Source organism: Janthinobacterium sp. GW822-FHT07H11 (assembly GCF_058798615.1).
In genome coordinates, this window is record NZ_CM179507.1 from 631277 (window position 1) to 650297 (window position 19021).

13 protein-coding genes are annotated in these 19021 nt (G+C 55.1%); 9 read left to right on the forward strand and 4 right to left on the reverse strand.

Annotated features, from left to right (window positions below):
- Window positions 1-66 precede the first annotated feature (66 nt).
- The 7 genes from AC3RCJ_RS02790 to AC3RCJ_RS02820 all read left to right on the forward strand — a co-directional run bounded on the left by AC3RCJ_RS02790 (window position 67) and on the right by AC3RCJ_RS02820 (window position 12717).
- Window positions 67-3486 (forward strand): DEAD/DEAH box helicase family protein, encoded by a 3420-nt coding sequence (locus AC3RCJ_RS02790; protein WP_492957012.1) that lies wholly within the window; start codon window positions 67-69, stop codon window positions 3484-3486.
- 30 nt (window positions 3487-3516) lie between these two features.
- On the forward strand, window positions 3517-5055 hold the full coding sequence (locus AC3RCJ_RS02795; protein ID WP_492957011.1) for a type I restriction-modification system subunit M: 1539 nt from the start codon (window positions 3517-3519) through the stop codon (window positions 5053-5055).
- Window positions 5052-6224 carry a restriction endonuclease subunit S gene (locus tag AC3RCJ_RS02800; RefSeq protein WP_492957010.1) on the forward strand — a complete coding sequence of 391 codons (1173 nt, stop codon included), beginning with the start codon at window positions 5052-5054 and terminating at the stop codon, window positions 6222-6224. Before AC3RCJ_RS02795 ends, AC3RCJ_RS02800 begins: the two co-directional genes overlap by 4 nt.
- Window positions 6221-7948: an AAA family ATPase gene (locus tag AC3RCJ_RS02805; RefSeq protein ID WP_492957009.1), complete on the forward strand. Its 1728-nt coding sequence runs from the start codon at window positions 6221-6223 to the stop codon at window positions 7946-7948. The genes AC3RCJ_RS02800 and AC3RCJ_RS02805 overlap by 4 nt, the downstream gene beginning before the upstream one ends.
- The gene (locus AC3RCJ_RS02810; RefSeq protein WP_492957008.1) at window positions 7945-8946 is read left to right on the forward strand and encodes a hypothetical protein; all 1002 of its coding nucleotides are present in this window, start codon (window positions 7945-7947) and stop codon (window positions 8944-8946) included. The genes AC3RCJ_RS02805 and AC3RCJ_RS02810 overlap by 4 nt, the downstream gene beginning before the upstream one ends.
- Before the next feature lie 511 nt (window positions 8947-9457).
- Window positions 9458-10789, forward strand: a complete 1332-nt coding sequence (locus tag AC3RCJ_RS02815) for a DUF262 domain-containing protein (protein WP_492957007.1) — start codon at window positions 9458-9460, stop codon at window positions 10787-10789.
- 5 nt (window positions 10790-10794) lie between these two features.
- A complete protein-coding gene (locus AC3RCJ_RS02820; protein WP_492957006.1) occupies window positions 10795-12717 on the forward strand; it encodes a DUF262 domain-containing protein in 1923 nt (640 codons plus the stop codon).
- Window positions 12718-12903: 186 nt separating this feature from the next.
- On the opposite strand, the gene AC3RCJ_RS02825 is transcribed toward AC3RCJ_RS02820, so the two are convergent.
- Window positions 12904-13314 carry a hypothetical protein gene (locus AC3RCJ_RS02825; protein ID WP_492957005.1) on the reverse strand — a complete coding sequence of 137 codons (411 nt, stop codon included), beginning with the start codon at window positions 13312-13314 and terminating at the stop codon, window positions 12904-12906.
- Between the two features lie 14 nt (window positions 13315-13328).
- On the reverse strand, window positions 13329-14336 hold the full coding sequence (locus AC3RCJ_RS02830) for a ParM/StbA family protein (RefSeq protein ID WP_492957004.1): 1008 nt from the start codon (window positions 14334-14336) through the stop codon (window positions 13329-13331).
- 926 nt (window positions 14337-15262) lie between these two features.
- Between AC3RCJ_RS02830 and AC3RCJ_RS02835 the strand changes: the two genes are divergently transcribed.
- Both AC3RCJ_RS02835 and AC3RCJ_RS02840 read left to right on the forward strand, forming a co-directional pair.
- Complete coding sequence (locus AC3RCJ_RS02835) at window positions 15263-16504, forward strand: phage integrase N-terminal domain-containing protein (protein WP_492957003.1); 1242 nt, start codon at window positions 15263-15265, stop codon at window positions 16502-16504.
- Window positions 16505-16517: 13 nt separating this feature from the next.
- Complete coding sequence (locus tag AC3RCJ_RS02840; RefSeq protein WP_492957002.1) at window positions 16518-17186, forward strand: hypothetical protein; 669 nt, start codon at window positions 16518-16520, stop codon at window positions 17184-17186.
- Window positions 17187-17315: 129 nt separating this feature from the next.
- Here the strand turns inward: AC3RCJ_RS02840 and AC3RCJ_RS02845 are convergent, their stop codons facing one another.
- On the reverse strand, window positions 17316-18662 hold the full coding sequence (locus AC3RCJ_RS02845; protein WP_492957001.1) for a type II toxin-antitoxin system HipA family toxin: 1347 nt from the start codon (window positions 18660-18662) through the stop codon (window positions 17316-17318).
- A gap of 2 nt (window positions 18663-18664) precedes the next feature.
- Window positions 18665-18928, reverse strand: coding sequence for a helix-turn-helix domain-containing protein (locus AC3RCJ_RS02850; protein ID WP_010394120.1), 264 nt, complete (start codon window positions 18926-18928; stop codon window positions 18665-18667).
- Window positions 18929-19021: the final 93 nt, after the last annotated feature.

A 19021-nucleotide genomic window follows, 5' to 3' on the forward strand; every position in this document is an offset into this window, starting at 1 on the left:
AGGGGGGGCTGGCACGGCTTTCGTACAACAACAGGCATAAATGCCACGAGAGTCGACCAAGTATCGATGCAAGATATTAAGTCGCTGAACTTCGAGCCCTTACGGGCCTTGTATCCCGAGCTTGCTAATATGGGTGGCTATGCGGAGCACTATGCGCACTCGGACCCCGAAAGTGCGCTAGTCAAGCTCCGCAATTTTGCTGAGCGCCTAGTTGATTGCCTATACATTAAGTTGAAGCTCGAACGAGTGCCGCAGTCCAACTTCGTGGACTTACTGCACAATGCCAGTTTTCAAACTGTTGCTCAGCCTCTCGTGCTCGACAAGTTGCACCTGATACGGCGTCTAGGCAATCGTGGTGCCCACGGAGAAGACGTCGAGACTTCCGATGCACTTCGCTGCGTCCAAGAGGCTTGGCAACTCGCCCGCTGGTTGCACGTGACATTCCTCAACGGCAAGGTTGATGACTTTGAGGCATTCAAGCATCCTCCGGCTGAAGGCATCGACAGCAAGGCAGAATTCAAACGCAAGGCCAAGGCTTTAGCTGAAGAGAATAGTCTCAAGGAGGAACGCCTTAAAATTGCGCTGCAAGAACTCGCCGAACTAAGGGCTGCCGACCGGGCAACAGCGCCTGCTCTAGCCGCGTTTACGCCTTCATCGGCTCAGGCTTTGGTACAAGTTGCCAAATCCTCGGCGGCTACAGCCAACCAGCTTCGCTTCACAGAAGACAATACCCGCAAGTGGCTGATCGACCGCGACCTGCGCATGGCTGGGTGGGATGTACCCAAGGGCACCGCCAGCAATCATTTAGTTGGCCAAGAAGTTGAGGTTCTGCATCAATCTACCACGACGGGCAAAGGTTACTGCGATTATGTCCTGTGGGATGATAATGGCAAACCTCTGGCTGTTGTCGAGGCCAAGAAGACATTAGTCGATGCTCGCGCTGGACAGGAGCAGGCCAAGCAGTACGCCGACGCCTTGGAGAAGCATCATGGCCAGCGGCCGATGATTTTCTTCACCAATGGGCACGATATCTGTGTCTGGGACGATGCTGGCGGCTATCCTCCGCGCACGGTCTATGGCTTCTATTCCAAAGACACGCTGCAATACCGCGTCGCCTTCCAGCGGCGCGAGAAGCTCGATTTGTTGAAGGACGTCAGGCCCGACGCCAACATCGCTGGCTATCTGCACCAGACTGAAAGCATCACCCGTGTCGCCGAGCGATTCACACAGCGCCACCGTCGCGCCTTGGTCGTGCAAGCTACGGGCACTGGTAAGACACGCGTCGCGATCTCGCTGGCCAAGCTGTTGATTGATGCGCGCTGGGTAAAACGCGTGCTTTTTCTTTGCGATCGTAAGGAACTGCGCAAGCAGGCCAAAAACGCCTTCAATGACTTCATTCGTGAGCCGATCTACGTCATCGGCCAGGCCAACGATGTGGGCAAGATGGATGCACGCATCTACATCGGCATCTACCAAGGGCTGATCAACGACTACGAGTCCTTCGACGTCGGCTTTTTCGATCTTGTCATTGCCGATGAATCGCATCGTTCAATCTACAACCTCTACGGTGACCTTTTCAAATATTTTGACGCCCTTCAGGTCGGACTGACCGCCACGCCTGTGGAGATGGTTAGCCGCAGTACCTGCCAGCTTTTTGGGTGCGACTACAAGCTGCCAACAGCCAACTACCCGCTGGAGCAAGCCATTGCCGATCGTAAGCTCGTGCCCTTCCGTGTGGTCGCCCACACAACCAAATTCCTGCGCGATGGCATCAGGGCAGCGCACCTGACGAATGAGCAGATTGCACAATTGGAAGACCAGGGAATCGATCCCAATACCCTGGACTTCGACGCCAAGGAGATTGATGACGCCGTCTTCAACAAAGGCACCAATCGCGTCATCCTTCGCAATCTGATGGATAATGGCATTCGTGATGTTGATGGCCAGCTCCCTGGTAAGACCATCGTCTTCGCGCGCAATATTGACCATGCCCGCCTGCTGGCCGAGCTCTTTAATGAAATGTACCCGCAGTTCGCCGGCAGGTTCTGCCGCGTGATTCACTCCAAAGAGCCGCGCGCTGAAGAGCTGATCGACCAGTTCAAGGAGCCCAACGGCGAGCTGCGCGTTGCTGTCTCGGTGGACATGTTGGACACCGGCATCGACGTACCCGAGGTGGTCAACCTTGTTTTCGCCAAGCCAGTCAAGAGTAAGGTGAAGTTCTGGCAGATGATCGGCCGCGGTACGCGTTTATGCAAAGATCTTTTCGGTCATGGCGTAGACAAAAGCGAGTTCCTTATCTTCGACCACTGGGATAATTTCGCCTTCCACGACCTGAACGCCGAAGAGGTCGAACCCACGGTTCCAAAGCCACTAACGCAGCGCCGCTACGAGGCCCGCATCGAGCTCGCGGCCCTGGCGCTGGCGCGCTCCGATATCCCAGCCTTTGATGTTCTAGCGCTGCAGATCCAGCAAGACGCCGTCGCGCTGCCTGATGGCGGCATCTCAGTGCGCGAGAACTGGCAAGCCGTGAACCAGGCGCGCGATGCCAAGTTGGTCCACCAGTTCGCCCCTATCACCCGCCAAGTGCTGACCGACACCGTCGCGCCACTTATGGGCGCTCTGGATGTGCGCGGCCAGGGTGATGCACTGCGCTGGGACCTGTTGCTCGTAAAGGCCGAAGCCTCCGCCATCGCAGAACCCGGCCAGCCCAATGCTCACCGAGAAGCTATCCTGGAATGGGTTGGCCGCCTGCCTCCGCATCTCAACCCCGTCCGCGCCAAGGCCAAAGAGCTGCAAGCCCTGCGCACCGACGCCTTCTGGCAAGCCCCCAGCTTCGCCCAGCTTGATGCTATGCGCACCGCCTTGCGCGACGTGATGGAGTTAGCCAATCGCCCCGCGTTCCCCCCGCCCATGCCAAAACCTCATTTGGACATTCGCGAGGACGAAGCCGAATACCAAGTTCATGTACGGCCGAGCAAGATCAAGTCTGTCGACTTCAGCATCTACCGTAAAGCCGTACAGTCCGCTCTAGAGCCGCTGTTCGAAACCGATCCGGTCTTGCTCAAGCTGCGCCGTGGCGAGCGCATCACGCCTGAAGAGCTGGACAAGCTCAACAGCCTGTTACACACCCGCAACCCCGATGTCGATCTTTCCACCCTGCGTGAGTTTTACCCTGACACCGCCGTGCAGCTGACGCAAATACTGCGCGGCATCGTCGGCCTGGATCACGCGGCCGTGGATGTTCAGTTCTCGGCCTTCGCGCAAGCGCATGCACTCAACAGTCAACAGCTTCGCTTCCTCACGCTGCTGAAGGACCACATCCGCCAGTTCGGCGCCATTGCAGTCGGGCAGTTATTCGACGCACCGTTCAACACGGTCCACGCCGAAGGCCTAGGTGGCGTCTTCCCCAACCCCATGCAGCTTGATGAAGTGGTGCGCCTGGTACGCGCCTTCGGCGAGCCGCTTCACCCCCTTGCTGCGCACTAACACCACAACGAACATGAAGAAAGCACGCGTATGATCACTGGCGCACTACGAAGCCGCATCGACAGCCTCTGGACCGATTTCTGGACCGGCGGCATCACCAACCCGCTCACCGTCATCGAGCAGATCACCTTCCTGATGTATAGCCGCCTGCTGGACATGCAGGAGCGCACCCAAGAGAAGCGCGCCGCCGTTACGGGCAAACGCGAACCCAGTCTGTTCGGCGATGCAGATCAAGACTGCCGCTGGGAAACTTGGCGCCACTACGGCGGCCCCGAAATGCTGCCCCATGTGCGGGACCGTGTGTTCCCCCACTTCCGCCGCCTGGCCGAGCGCAGCAGTGGTGAAGGTAGTCACTTCGCAGCCTTCATGAAAGACGCCCAGTTGATGATTCAAAAGGAATCGCTGCTGGTGAAGGCAGTTAACGCCGTGCACGAACTGCCGTTAGAAAAGGGTGATACCAAGGGTGACCTCTACGAGTACCTGCTCAGCAAGCTCACCACCGCCGGCATCAACGGCCAGTTCCGTACACCCCGCCACATAATTCGAATGATCGTAGAGCTGATGCAGCCCCAGCTTACCGATCGCATCTGTGACCCTTCCTGCGGCACCGCCGGCTTCCTGATCGAGTCCTACGAGTACCTCTTGCGCCACCACAGCAGCGCAGCTGGTACACATGAGGAATTGATCGATGGTGAAGAACACACTAGATACAGCGGCGACCTACTCGGCGAGCACCGCGCGCATGTAGACACCGATATGTTTCATGCGTACGACTTCGACGCAACCATGTTGCGCATCGCCACCATGAACTTGGTGATGCATGGTGTGAAGCAGCCCGATGTACATTACCAAGATACGCTGAGCCAGAGCTTCGAAGAACGCCATCCCAAAGGTTCCAAGAATGCCTTCGACCTCATTCTCGCCAACCCGCCGTTCAAAGGTAGCCTGGACGAGCAGGACGTTGCCCCGGACATTCTGCGCACTGTCAAGACCAAGAAGACTGAGCTGCTCTTTATCGGCCTCATTCTGCGCATGCTTAAGGTGGGCGGACGCAGCGCCACCATTGTGCCAGACGGCGTGCTCTTCGGCTCTAGCAAGGCTCATGTGCAATTGCGTCAGCATCTGATTGAGAACAATCAGCTTGAGGCCGTTATCTCGCTGCCCTCAGGCGTATTCAAGCCTTATGCCGGGGTATCAACCGCCATCATCATTTTTGCCAAGGGCGGCAGGACCGAGAACGTTTTCTTTTATGACGTGCAGTCCGACGGCTTCACGCTGGATGACAAGCGAAACAAGATCGGTGACGGCAGAGGCGATATGTCGGACGTGCAGGCCAAGTATCTGCAGTGGTGCCAAGGTCAGGGCGATTTCAGCGATCGGAGGGCGAAGGCGTTTGATGTTGCCGCTGATGACATTAGGTCGCAGAACTACGACTTGTCGATCAATCGGTACAAATTACATCTCCACGTAGCAGAGCAGCATGAGGCGCCATCGGAAATTCTTGCGCGATTGGTCTCCCTCGAAGAACAAATTTGCAAGGATCTTGCCGACCTTGGGGAAATGCTGTGACCCGTGCAAACTTGGGTGAATTCATCCAGATCACCTCAGGATTTGCATTTCCATCCGAATACTTCAATGTCGCGGAGGGCATTCCACTAATTCGTATTCGAGATGTAGTTCGGGGACGCACAGAGACACGCTATTCCGGACCGTACGACAGAAGCTTTATTGTTGATGACGGTGACCTGCTTGTCGGGATGGATGGAGAGTTTAACGCATCCGTCTGGCGGGGAGGGGCAGCTCTACTCAATCAACGGGTCTGCAAAATCGTTCCTGATTCAAATTACCTAGACTTTGCCTATCTGTGCCAAGTCCTTCCTCGTGAGCTGAAAGCCATCGAGGCGCGCACGCCATTTGTGACGGTGAAGCATCTCTCGGTCAAGGAAATTCGGGCGATTGAGCTTGATTTACCTTCATTGACAGAGCAGCGACGCATCGCAGCAATCCTCGACAAGGCGGACAGCGTGCGCCGCAATCGACAGGAAGTCATTCGACTCGTCGATGAGTTCCTTCGCTCCGCATACCTAGATCTGGCTAAAAGACATTCCGACCGTGCTTCAATTGAAAGTGTTTTGGCAAATATTCCCAACGCAGCGAGGACGGGACCTTTCGGCAGTCAACTGCTCGTTTCAGAATTCACTGAAGCCGGAATCCCGGTGCTCGGCATCGACAACGTCGTCACCAATGCTTTTACCTGGAGCGCGCGTCGATTCATCTCGCAAGAAAAGTATGCGGAGCTTGAGCGCTACACCGTCCGCCCCGGCGATGTGATGGTCACGATCATGGGTACCACGGGTAGGGTTGCAGTCGCACCCGATAACCTACCACTCTGTATCAGCACCAAGCATCTTTGTACCCTATCGCTCGATCAGAAGGAGATGCGGTCTTCCTACCTGTGGGCCTGCCTGCGCTGGGACCCGGAAGTGCGGGCGCAGACTCAGCGCGAATCGAAGGGTGCCATCATGGAAGGTTGGAATATGGGCATTGTCAAAGGCTTGATGGTCAGCAAGCCTCCTTTGGATGTGCAACTCAAATTCGACATGCTTCTGGCGCGAATTACCAAATTTTCCCAGAGCGCAAGCACTGGTTCAAATGAAATAGAGGCATTGATTGCCGCACTTTCATCTAAGTACTTTACCCCCCCAACTCGGCTTAATAGGGACGAAAGAAATTTATGACCTCACTGATCCGGTCGCTGTCGCTTAAGAACTTCAAAGGTATTTCCGACGAAGTCCGTATTGAGCTACGTCCCATCACTTTGCTCTTCGGTGCCAATAGCGCTGGAAAGAGCAGCGTCCTTCATGCACTGCAATACATCCGCGAGATTTTAGAGCGCAATAATGCTAATGCTGATCGCACCTTGAACGGTGGTGATTCCATTGACCTTGGTGGCTTCTTGAATGTGCTGCATGGTCGGGCTGGGCCTGCAGAAATGGTTTCCGATCGCAGGATTGAACTTGAAGTAGAGATGGCCCTTGGCGACGCTTTCATCCCTGAGTTGGTGACTGACGCCTTTGAAGACTGGCAGACAAATGACGGCGAGGTGTGGTCTTTCTACGAAACGCTGCAAACCATACGACGCAAGGTCAATACCGTCAGCGTGCGCCTAATCATCGGCTGGAACAGCATGCGGGAAGAGCCGGTGGTCGTGGGCTATGAGATTGCCACAAATGGAGATTGGTGCGTTAAGCTGGAAGCTTCATCCGACGGGCGCGATATCCGTATGCGCATTAACCGCGAGAACTCGATCTTCATGGTTGACGCCGCTAACATCGACTCGCTGCTGGCGGAATTGGATGACTGGATCAGCCCGTGTGACTTGGGTGAAGCGGACTCGACGGGTCTGCATGTGTCAGAGTCGAGTACTGGCGACGAAAGCAAGGCTCAATCTCGAAAGGTTTCAGTACTCTCAGAGATATTCTTGGCCATTCAAGAGGCCGGCATTGAGCGGCCCGGCGATGGTTTACGTTCCTGGCTGAATGGCTTCAACGGAGCCTTGCCGCGCTTAGACCAAATGCTGTTCATCCCTGCGCCGGGAGCAAAGGGTGCTGCGAACGTCTATATCGCTCGCGAGTTCACTGCATTCTTGTCCTGGCTAACGATCGGCCCCGCCCTTCTGCTGCGCGAGCAACTGCGCAAGCTGCGGTACATCGGTCCCTTGCGCCGTATCCCACCGCGCGGCTTCGATGTGTCGCTAACCAAGAGCGACGCCGCCTGGTCAGATGGAATGGCCGGCTGGGAAACGCTCCTTAATGGACCGCAAAGCCTTGTGGATAGCTGCAGTGAATGGATGAAAGGGGATGGCAAGCTCAACACCGGCTACGCTATCACCCGCAAGCGCGTGCAGGAATTCGAGATCAACGGGGCACAGAGCAGCCCCAATGGCCGCATACGTAGCCGTCTCGCTCTTATCGATGCGGCTAATCTCGTCCATCAACCGCAAGACGTAGGCGTGGGCATCTCGCAGGTATTGCCTGTTGTTGTGGCAGCCCAGGACGGCAACGCGAGCGTTGTGTGCATTGAGCAGCCAGAGTTGCACATTCATCCGTCTGTGCAAGTTGGGCTCGGGGACTTGTTCATCGATGGCGCACAAGACAAACGCTTGTCGTTCTTAATAGAGACCCATAGTGAGCACTTGGTGATGCGCTTGCAGCGCCGAATTCGAGAAACGAGCGCGGGTGATTTGCCACCTGAGCATGCACCTCTTTCAGCAGCCGAAGTCAATATCATTTACCTTGACCGAGACGATTCCGGTACGGTACGTGCCGTTGAGGTTGGACTAGATGCTAATGGCAAATTCACCGATCGGTGGCCACGGGGATTCTTCCCTGAGCGAATGCGTGAAGCTCTTCCGAAAGAAATTCGAGATCGCGTTGCTGCGGCTGAGGGAAAAGCGCCGTGATTTACGAGTACGCATTAGATCCAATGCTTGTCGTAGATTGGGCGATTGGCCGAAAGGGGCGCTTTGTCGGGCAGTTCGGGATGGACCAACGCCGTCTCGTTTCCGACTATCCAAAAGATTGGGCCGGCGAAGTGTATGGTGCGTTCTATGAGCACTTTGGTTATGACGACAGCTCGTTGGAATTTCAAAATGCGCAACCGGAACTGCAGTCCTATGTTCAGTGGCTCTCTGAGTTTACGGTTCAAAGAGATGTGAAGCGAACGGCAGAGTGTACGTGGCTGCAGGGGGCGGTTGTCGAGCATGGAAGGCGGCCATTTCACGCCATCATGACAACCACCGGAGATGGCATTGAGTGCCATGAAGTCATAACTCCAGAAGTGTGGGACAACCTTCGAGATGTGCGCTGGTACCTGCCGACCATTATGGCGACTAAAAAGTCCGCTGAGGATTTGGCTGCCGCCATAGAACCGATGTTACGTGGGGCACAGTACATCGTGTTAGTAGATCCATATTTCGATGCCGCTAATGCCCGGTATCAGGCCAGTTTCGCCGCACTAGTTCGGGCTGCTTGTGGGGAAAGAGGTCGTGGAAGTAGCTTGCCTGAGCTCATCGTAATGACTGGCATTGAGCAAAAACACAAACCTCATGAGGGCGAGTTCACGCGCGAGGCAATGACCCGCGTCGCCGATGATCTCCGCGTAAAAGCTCTGCGGGAAATTCCGAAGCTCCTACCTGCTGGGATGAGTGTGAGTTTCTATTGTCTGAAGCATCCTGACGCAGGAGACCCACTTCATAACAGGTATGTCTTAACAGACATAGGTGGCGTGGTTGTGCCCTATGGTTTGGCTGAGTACAAGCCAGGCGAAGCACATGATGCGAAGGATGATCTGATCCCGATGCCCAAGGGAATGTACAGTGAGCGGAATCAACAGTATTTTAAGAAGGCTGGCATCGATATTGTACTTGGTGAGATACGAATCGAAGGGACCGCGAAGTAATTGCGAAACTAAGAGGGAGCAAGGAATGGCAGCGAAGACTGCACGTTCTCAAGCCGATTCGAGGTTGGCCCGCCTGCTAAGCCAAGAATACCCATCGACGGAGAGGGCGCTCAAGGAACTGGCCGACAACGCCTCGGATGCGTATGCCTAGAACGTCCACATCTCGCTTCCCGCGCCGAGACCGATGACCGATGTGTCCATTGATAGCTCCTGCATGACACGGGCAGACTTTGAATCGCACTACTTGGCTATTGCGAGGAACCGGCGCTGTCGGCGCCGATGCCAAACGGACCCACGCTGCCGATTTCAACTGACCCAGTTAAAGACCTTTGAAATTCTTACTGCATGCGGCTTTGAGATCACGGGCGTGGGTCATTGAGAACCGGCGACCTTGGGTCAAAAACTCTTCGCCGCTAACAGAGATACGGGTCATTATCTCCATAATTTATTTGTTTACTTCAATTCATTTAGAGTAGCGCTAGGCAGCAGTTCACTAGTGCGAAGGATCATTATGACCATTAAAATAGCCGGTGTCAGTGCTATCGCAGTTGACAAACTGCTCGCCGAACCACTGCGGATTCCGCCCTATCAGCGCCCCTACAGTTGGGAGCCGGCGACCGCACTACAGTTGCTTGATGATATTCAGGAAGCGATGAAAGACGGCGAACGGTGCGACATTCCGTACGTTTTGGGTGCCGTGATTCTTCACCGCAACGATATGATCCTTGACGTGGTCGATGGCCAGCAGCGATTGTTAACGCTGCGTATAATTTTGCGCCTTTTGAATCGTGCCGAAGATTCCATGCGTCGCGATTATGCTGATAACCCGATCGGTCGAGTGTGGACAGCTCTTCACGGGCCTCTCGACGCTCTGCTGGAAGAAAAACGCTGCGAACTCGCAAATTTCATTGGAGAGAAGTGTCAACTGGTTCGTGTCGAGACTGACGATCTTGATGAGGCCTTTCGTGTCTTCGATTCCCAGAACTACCGCGGCAAGTCGCTGGCGCCACATGATCTTCTCAAGGCATACCATCTCCGCGAAATGTACGACGAAACAGCAGCTATGAAAGCAGCGGTCGTTGAGGCTTGGGAATCAGTCAAGGACGATGAATTAGATCGACTATTCTCTACGTATCTATACCGAATTGCGCGCTGGACTCGTGGAGAGAAGGCACCGATGTTCACTATTCGTGACATTGGCATGTTCAAAGGGATATCACCCAAAAAGAGTCGGTCACCGAATGCTAGATACCATATCGCGGCGCAAGTCGCGATACCCATGCTGCATGCTTGGGGAGCATTGACGTCCGATATTGAGAAGCGTGATGCTGACCGAAGCCGATTCCAACTCGACGCGCCGCTGATGGCCGGGCGAGCATTTTTTGAAATGGTGGCGTTTATGCTGCCTGAGCTGAGGCAATTGGCCCGGAATGGGTTTGCCTTTGGGCGGGCTGAGTTTGCGTACTACAACGTCGTTGCAGATGAGAACAGCGACGTTCCCAACTTACGCCCATCTCGGCGTCGGAGTCGGTATCGATACGTCTCTGAACTTTATTTGGCTGCGCTCCTGTATTACACGAACAAGTTTGGAGTTGAGGAACTGGGCACCGCGCAGGACCAACTCTTTGCTTGGGCCTACTCACTGCGGGTGGAGTTGCTCCGCGTTCAGTACGCGTCAATCGATAATCGCGCGCGAGGCGATCAATCGAAAGCCTCTGCGTTTGCACTCATGCGGCAAGCCGAATCTGGCCGCGTCATTCGCCAACTGTCCATGTCGAGCAAGCCATATAACGACGCGCACGAGAAAGAACTCGTTGCGTTTCTAAACAATTCTTGGGCGTAATATAAATGAACGAACTTGTCCCTCAACTGCTAACCATCGGCGAACTGTTCGACGACCAAAACGCGATCTACACCGTGCCCATCTATCAGCGGAACTATGCGTGGCAAGCCGAACAGATCGAGCAACTACTACGAGACATCCAGGACGCGATCAATGATAAGAAGGTGGACAGTTACTTTCTCGGGAACCTCATGGTCACCGAACGAAAAGGGGGGTACATCTACTTTGAGGTGATCGACGGTCAGCAACGGCTCACAACCCTTTATTTGCTCCTGACCTTCTTGGCAGAGAGGGGCGTTTCGAGCAAAGGTTACCAGGACCGTCTGCGTTACGAGTCGCGCCCCCGCGCGACAGAGGCGCTACGCAGAATTTCATCTGCGTCCTTGCTGCACCCTATTTCGTCGGAGTACTCGGCAATCACCGAAGACGCCGGGATCCATCAAGGTTACAACGTCATTCGACAATTCATGGTCCAGCATATCAAGGGGAACGACAAGCAGCGCCAATTTGCTCATTTCCTGCGCACGAAGGTGACAGTCGTTCGGGCATCGCTACCCAGCAAGACCGACTTCAATCGTTACTTCGAGATAATGAACACCCGGGGTCAGCAGCTCCAGCAGGCTGACATCGTTAAGGCACGACTGATGCAGCACTTGGACGACGCTGCCCAGCAGGCTTGTTTCGCATGGATCTGGGAGGCTTGCTCAGACATGGATTCTTACATTCAGATGTCACTAACGCGGGGCGACCTGCACCGGCGCAATCAAATCTTTGGCGCCGACTGGTCGTGGCTCTCGGTCACGGGCTTTGAACAACTCGTAACGATTCGTAGTCCCGTTGTCACGACTACTGCAGCCGGGGCCGTTCGTCAAAACGCATCTTTAACGATCGACGATGCGCTAGAGAAGTACGTCAAAATGCGTGTGCCCGAGGACAGCGAGGACCAGGATAACGTGCGGTTCCGCTCCACAATTGAATTTCCCTCCTTCCTGTTGCACGTTCTTAAAGTGGTGAGTGGCAACGACAACGGTAACGAGTTTGAGATGCTGGACGACAAGGGACTTATCAAGTTATTCGACCAGTTTTTAGACAATTCTGGCGCAGAGAAGTCGCGACAGGTTCAGTTGTTCGCCTTTAACTTGCTGCGCTGCCGAAATTTCTTTGATAGCTTCATACTCAAGCGGCAATACACCGCCACGAACAGTGACGAAGGCGACTGGTCTCTCCAGCGGCTCATCAAGCGTACCTCCAAAAACCGGGAGACTCTCGGCTACATCAACACGTTTTCGCGGGGCAGCGACGAGGTTGAAGAAGATGGGGACGTCGATGCGGAAACCAATGAACTATTGATGCTCCAATCGATGTTGCGCGTGACCTACACATCCCCACAGACAATGCACTGGATAACACGGCTACTGCAGCTTGGGGTCAAATGCTCCCCCAACAAGTGGACGGAGCTTGATCTTGCTAACGTGCTTCGAGATTATGCACGCCAAAAAGTTAGAGAAGCCTTTCCCATAGATTCAGAACCAACTGGTTTCGACATCAACCGCATTGTTTTTACCTACCTCGACTACTTACTCTGGATAGATCAAGAAAAACCAACTGAGTTCCGATTCTCTTTTCGTAACTCGATCGAGCATTTTTTTCCGCAGCATCCAGATGAACAGCAATCGGGAGAAAATTTTTCCGAGGAGCACCTGCATCTGTTGGGTAATCTGGCTCTTGTGAGCGTAGGCGCAAATTCGAAGTTCGGCAACAGCCTGCCCAGCACCAAGGCTCATAACTTCCAGACCACTATCGAAATACAGAGCCCCAAGCTGAAAAAGATGGCGGAAATCACACGAAAAAGCAAAAATTGGGGCAACCAAGTGCTCGAACATCATGAGACGATGGTCAAACGCCTTCGCAGCGATCTAGGACTGTAAGTGTGTTGCATCCGGAGCCAGCCTTCCAACGCCGCTTCCAGAATTGTCAAACTTATCTGATTCAGGGATTTACTAATGAGTAAATATGAACCTGGAGAACGATTTGAGGCCTACGTGTTGGCGCCGACCTAAAATTGACCCGGTGGTTCAGTTTTCGGTCGGCGCCAACATTATGAGATCATCCACCTAGGTATGAAGCCACCTCGCAACGGGTGAGGACGAACTGGATGTCTCTTTCTGAGCCAGTTCACCTGGTGCTGGCACAGGCTTTGCCGTTTCGCGAACTTGGGTTGTACTCCCAGCATCGACCAGGCCCGCCGCTTCCGAACTGCGTACGGTAGCCACCGTCTGTTCTTCCCGCCCACTTCGGGACCTCAGCCATGTCGAGATGGCATGGATCTGCTGTTCGACGTCACCTGCTGGATGACCTATCTCAGCGATGTATCGCTCCAAGGCCAGCCGCACTAGCTTGCCTCGTTCGCGCACTGGCGTCATCGCCAACAGCGTGTGGACGTCCGGTGCCTCCTGAAAAGTCAGGCTGATGCGAACGGTGATCTCGGTACCGATTTTGGGCGGCTTATCCATTGGTGTCGACATGGCAGATCCCTGGATCAGGACTGCAGCAATGACAACAGGCCGAGGCGGCAGAAGCCTTCCGCGACCATCATCCGCGGTTCGTCGCTGGTGACAGCATTGGGATATCGTTGTTTAAGTCCATCAAGAAGCATTTCGGCACCTCCACCACCAATGATGATGCCGTCCAATACGGCCGCTTTTTGGCCAAATACGCGGTTGGCTTCATCCATGACGACGGCTTCGAAGCCGGCTTTCGCCTGATTGAGCAAGCGAGAGACGTCGACCCGCTGCCCGAAGTGTTTGATGCTTCCGCTGCGCACTGCCGCATCGACCACGTCCAGTGATGTTGGCAGCTTGGCCTGCGCCAGCGCGCTGGACATACCGTCGTAGACCAAGTGCATGCCTGCGCACGATATGGCAGCGTACTCCATCATGGAGCCGCGATCGCACAGCGCGAAGTCGGTTGTGTAGTGGCCGATTTCGATGACGCCCCAGGCCTCGCTGTCGAGATCTCGCTGCGGGTGGAGACAACCGTTATTCTGAATCGAGAGCCACTGCAGCGGTGCATCCGCCTGGCTCTGCACCATCACCCTGAGCGTCTGGCCGGGCAGAAGGCGTGGGGTCAGCAAAGCCACGATGCGGTCGCGCAGCGTGTCGCGCTGCGGCCCTACGAACTTGGCTGGCAAGCCCATCACCAGATGCGCCCTTGCCGAAGGATTGCCAAGTGCCTGCATGGCCTTGCGCCATGCTCCCAGCACCAATGCATCGTGCTGGGGGCTCTCGATCCAATCCGCGTTTTGTCCTGTGTACACTTCCGAGCGGCCTTGCCGCAACGCGGTATCACCGAAGAAGTACCTGCGTCCATCCACCTCGACAGTCTCGAGTTCAGCTTTTTGTCGTGTTTGCTCGTTCGTCAGCGTGATCGCGGGGATAACGACAGTGGGGATCTGAAACGAATGACGCTCGGCTGGAGAAGCCAGCGAGGCTGCGCGTATTTTGAACATTGAGTGGCCGCCATCGATTGCGATTGAGATGTTTTCCATTTAGAACTCCAAGTGTCAGTGAAAGATTTAATGTAAAGCGCAAGCCGGCGTGCGCAAGTCAGGTTTCTATCGCAACCAAGAGCCGCAACCGGAACCAGAAAGCAGTCCGTGTCGAATATCGAGGTTCGAAAATGCGCCGTCATTAGCTATCACCAGGTGAGGAAATCCAGACAAGCGGCACTGCAAACAATGTTTCTTGACACGCTAGCCACGCTTGGATAAAGTACCCAGCGTCGGCCTTCGGCATTTTTATAAATTAATTTTCAAGTTGTTCTGTCCACTGAGAGAGAACAGCTTTTCGCAACGCCAGGCTTTTGGCATCGTTTGCTTTCATCCGATTGCGAACACTCATCACCATCAAAAAATCAGCTCTTATCAGGCCTAGTCTTGTCTGCAAGGCTCTACAGGCAGGTACAGAGTGATCCCAAAAACGTGTCGTCATCGGCTTTTCAGCGCAATGGCAGGGAAAACTCGATCACAGATCGGCGTTCCTGCTTGAGTCGTTAGGGCGGACGGCCACGCTATAGCCATATCTCTATTCGCTCTTCGCTCCGAAGAGCACCACCCTCCAATACTTCAACTGCAAACATCGTGATCGGGCTAGTCACCCCTCAGGCCGCATGTGCGTCAAGCACGGCGCTTAAGAACGTCACGCCAGCTCTCACTGGTCTTTCCATAACTGGAGGCGCGCGCCCTCAAAGCCCGGACCTGGTCCGGGAGCGCGTAGCGAGAAACTGCTCAATGTTCAGTTCTCTTCCCGGGAAGAGGAACCGAGTACCGCAAGGGCTCGGCGCATCGGTGGTTGGCAGTAAGGCCCGCTGATGCGAAACCGGTTTATTTAAGACGGGAGCCTTACCCCCGCCGCTCGACCCGCTGCACTTCCGCGTCTGGTGATAAGAGGTATCGATAGTTCTTGTGGAGGAAATATGTGGCAGCAAAAAGTGAACGACATCATGAAATTGGCAGGCACACGCCGGGTCAATGGCAAGGTGGCGTCCGAACGCACTCAGACACTGACGAAAGACGTTTTATATGCATCAATTCGGCGGCTGCATGAACTCGGCTACAAGATTCAGGACCCGAAGAATCTCGGTGAACGGCACATCGAAGTGCTCGTCAAGCACTGGTGGTATTGCCAGCACAAGAAAGCCAAAACCGTCCAGAACGACCTGTCCCGATTACGCGTTTTTTGCGCAATGCTCGGTAAGCCAGGCATGGTCGGTGCCGTCCAGAAATATCTGCCGGATGTAGATCCTGAATTGTTGAAAGTGCGTTCGGCCGCCCGAGCCACGAAGTCCTGGTCGGGACATGGCATTGATCTGGTTGAGACGTTTCGCAAGGTAGACGAGCGCGACCCGTGCCTCGGTCTGATGTTACGTCTCGAGTTGGGCTTTGGACTGCGGCGCGAGGAGGTCTTGAAATGCAATCCACATGTTCAGGATTACGGCCATTACCTGCAGGTTTTTCCGGGGATGGGTAAAGGCGGTCGTTGGCGAAATATTCCCGTCGTTTCAAACGCGCAGCGCGATTTGCTCGACTACGTCAAAGCACGCGTGTCGAAAAATAAAGCGCTTGGGTGGGAGTATTCCTGGTCGGGCCAGATAGCCAGTCTGGAACAGAACATTCGCCGCTACGAGAACTTGATGACGTCATTCGGCTTCACCAAAGCCGACGCCGGCATAACAGGACACGGATTGCGCGCGCAATTTGCCGAGAACCATGCGCTGCTGCTCGGGATAATCCCAGCCACGATGGGTGGAGGGCCAGGGCAGCTGGATGGCGCCGAGAGCGGCGTCGTGAAGGCGAAGGTGGCGCAAGCATTGGGACACAACCGGCAGTCTGTGACGAGTGCGTACATCGGTTCCTTCGAGCCGTCCTCAGCACTTTTTCCGGACAGCGATCAAGGGATCGTGACGATTCAGAAAGCACTACGGATTCTTGACGCTGTTGCACTTCCCGAAGTTCCCGCCGCGCGGTTGGAGGACTGTCGGTTTATTCAGGAAATGATGGCTCGTACGGGCTTGGTCTTGACTGCAGACCAGGCACATATGTTGTTTGCGAAGCATGCCCGGCGTCACGGGGTGGAATGGATGTCTCCAGGGCTGGAGACTCCTCTGGCGCTACGCATCAGCGCTGCAGCGATGTTGAACGATTTTTTGTTGTGTTAATAGGAGAAGTAGAGTGAATGCCAATCGAGATATGGTAGTGAATAAAGCGGCGCTGAACTTGTTGATCAGCGCGTGTCCTGTACAGCTTGGGATGCCAGCAAAGCTCATACGAGAGCTTGTGCATGGCAAATATTCTATTTTCACTGCCAAGCAGGTATGCAGTTTATCCAAAGATGGATGGGGACTCAGCATGCTTGACGAGTACCTTGATAAGCAGGGGTATGTTTTTCCTTGGGGGACGCTGAGCGAGGAGTCGAACCCGAGTGATCCCGATGATGACAAGAGTCCCCCGATGTTGCGTTTTGAGTTCATGCCAACGGAACTCTTGTTGGCGTTCCCGCAAAGCGCGCAACTGGAAGACCTTTTCATGTGGCTGTACTACAACCATCCGTACTATGATGCCAAGTTTCCCTGTGATGAGGGAAATGAGAACTGGTCAGTCATTTCGTTTTACAGTGAAGATGGCTGTGGAGAAGCCCTCAGGTCCTGGCTTGCCAAGGTGTTCATTCCACTCATCTGGCATGATCTGCTGGGCGAGGCAACACGGATTGTTCAAGAGAAGATCAAGGCAGCTGTCGCACAGTCCCAGGATGGCTCGTTTCATGACCTCCTTGTCGAACACGATCGGTACCAGTTGTGCATTGATCCGGCTGAGCTGCAGTTCGAGGCGTTTGCGCTTTGAGAGGAGGGATAACGGAATAGCTGGCCAGAAGATGCTGCTGATTTTCCTCATGTTTTACCGAGGTTAAAATACTGGCCGTTTTTCGCGTTAGTGCCCGGTGCGCGGCCGCGCCGTCTGCGAGGTATCCGGTCAGGCTGGCGGCATCCGTTGAAGGGCGGCCGCGGCATCAAGCAGGCCGCCCAGAATTCTGTCGGCCACCTTTTCCGAAAACCCCACAGGCAGTTCGCTGCGGACCTTTTCTACGATGGCGGGTGTGCGGGCAATGAAGTCGAGCAGGAGCGGTTCGGCGTCCGTGCCGTAGCCGACCGCTTTTGCAGTGCTGTTGAAGTGTCGCCGCTGTATGCCATGCGCGAGGTAGTGCCGGTTGTTTCCGAGTAGTGCCATCGCCATCTTGAGCTTGCGTTCGGCCCACTGGTTGGGTCCAGGACCGATCACAGGATAGCCGGACATCACATCATAGATGGGCGTCAGCTTGAACTGGCCGGCACCCGCCAGTAGCTGGATACTGAAGTTCTTGGCGTGGCCATCGGGTGCGCGCAGCATCCAGAACAGAAGTTGGGAGGCCATCAGCGTGTGCATGTCGGCAGCGCTCTGCTGCGATTGCTGCAGTAGGGTAAACATCTGTTTTAGCCCCGGCCCACCGTCATTTTCGTATTTCAGCAGCGGTGATGTTCCCGTCGCCTGGCAAAAATCCTCCTGAACCAGCCGGAACAGCTGTTTGCCATCGGCTGAGCGCACGCGGTCAAAACGCTCGACGACGAGCACCCGTTGCGCGCCGAACGTCGCAATTTCGGCATTTGCCGTGGGCAGCCCGTACTCCTTGAACAGCCGCAGGCATAGCCATTCGTTATCGACCGACGTGGTGAAGTCGGCTTTTTTCCCGCCGACCATCCCGATCGGGAGCTTGAAGATGTGCGTTGTGGGCGTAGCGCCACGCGGCTTCATCCATTTCCCATCCCACCACAAGAAGGCGTCCTTCTCTTGGGCGCCAGCCAGCGAAATGCGGAAATCATCGTCGGCATCATCTGCGGCGCCGTGTCGCTCTGAGCTAACCACTTCGAGCAGGTGCCGCTCGATGTCTTCCTCGTTAAGGGCGATGCCATCGACCTGGGCCAGTCCTTCCGGTCTGCCGCCTTCGGGCAGCAGCTGCAAGGCGCCGACGCAGTCCCGGCCGATAGCCGCGAGCAGGTCGAACGGTTCGAGAGAGCCTGTCTTGAACCGGGTCGCAACGCGTTTGCGAATGATGTCACTGTCCGGCAGTAAGCCCTCAAAGTAGTTTGCAACACTGGCACCCTTGAGCGGTTCATTGCGTAGATTGAACGGCAGCGACAGCGAGATCGGGCGCCCGAGCCTTGAGCTTTGCCAGGACGCATCGTACTGGAGTTCGGAGTCGCCGTTGGCCTTGACCGTCCAGCGTCCTACATAGTCGCCATTTGCCCAAAGATGGAGCGTCTGGCTGTGTGAGCGGCGGCCCATGATTACCACTCGGCCGAATTGCTTGTGGCGGAGGTATCGCGCTCGCCCAACTGCAGCTCCAGCTCGAGTGCGGAGCACCAGCTGAGTAACTGCTTGACGCTGATTTCGTCAGGATGGCTCTCCAGGTAGGAGATGCGATTCTGGCTCAAGCCGACGCGCGTGCCTACAGTCGCCTGGGTGATCTTATGCCGTTTGCGGGTCGATGCGAGCAACTGGCCGAGCTGCGACGCCGTGAGGAGACGGTGGGTGGTGGGCGAGAAGGACATGTGTGGTATCCGTTATTCAGATATATTGATATTATCTGAAATGCAGATAAAGTCAAGATATCTGAATGGCGGATATATCATAGATGGCTGGAA

Excerpts from the sequence above, each read along its gene's own strand:
- AC3RCJ_RS02825 (WP_492957005.1), bottom strand. The coding sequence starts at position 13,314 with ATGTCGACACCAATGGATAAGCCGCCCAAAATCGGTACCGAGATCACC.
- AC3RCJ_RS02835 (WP_492957003.1), top strand. The coding sequence starts at position 15,263 with ATGTGGCAGCAAAAAGTGAACGACATCATGAAATTGGCAGGCACACGC.
- AC3RCJ_RS02815 (WP_492957007.1), top strand. The coding sequence starts at position 9,458 with ATGACCATTAAAATAGCCGGTGTCAGTGCTATCGCAGTTGACAAACTG.
- AC3RCJ_RS02795 (WP_492957011.1), top strand. The coding sequence starts at position 3,517 with ATGATCACTGGCGCACTACGAAGCCGCATCGACAGCCTCTGGACCGAT.
- AC3RCJ_RS02830 (WP_492957004.1), bottom strand. The coding sequence starts at position 14,336 with ATGGAAAACATCTCAATCGCAATCGATGGCGGCCACTCAATGTTCAAA.
- AC3RCJ_RS02805 (WP_492957009.1), top strand. The coding sequence starts at position 6,221 with ATGACCTCACTGATCCGGTCGCTGTCGCTTAAGAACTTCAAAGGTATT.
- AC3RCJ_RS02820 (WP_492957006.1), top strand. The coding sequence starts at position 10,795 with ATGAACGAACTTGTCCCTCAACTGCTAACCATCGGCGAACTGTTCGAC.
- AC3RCJ_RS02850 (WP_010394120.1), bottom strand. The coding sequence starts at position 18,928 with ATGTCCTTCTCGCCCACCACCCACCGTCTCCTCACGGCGTCGCAGCTC.
- AC3RCJ_RS02790 (WP_492957012.1), top strand. The coding sequence starts at position 67 with ATGCAAGATATTAAGTCGCTGAACTTCGAGCCCTTACGGGCCTTGTAT.
- AC3RCJ_RS02845 (WP_492957001.1), bottom strand. The coding sequence starts at position 18,662 with ATGGGCCGCCGCTCACACAGCCAGACGCTCCATCTTTGGGCAAATGGC.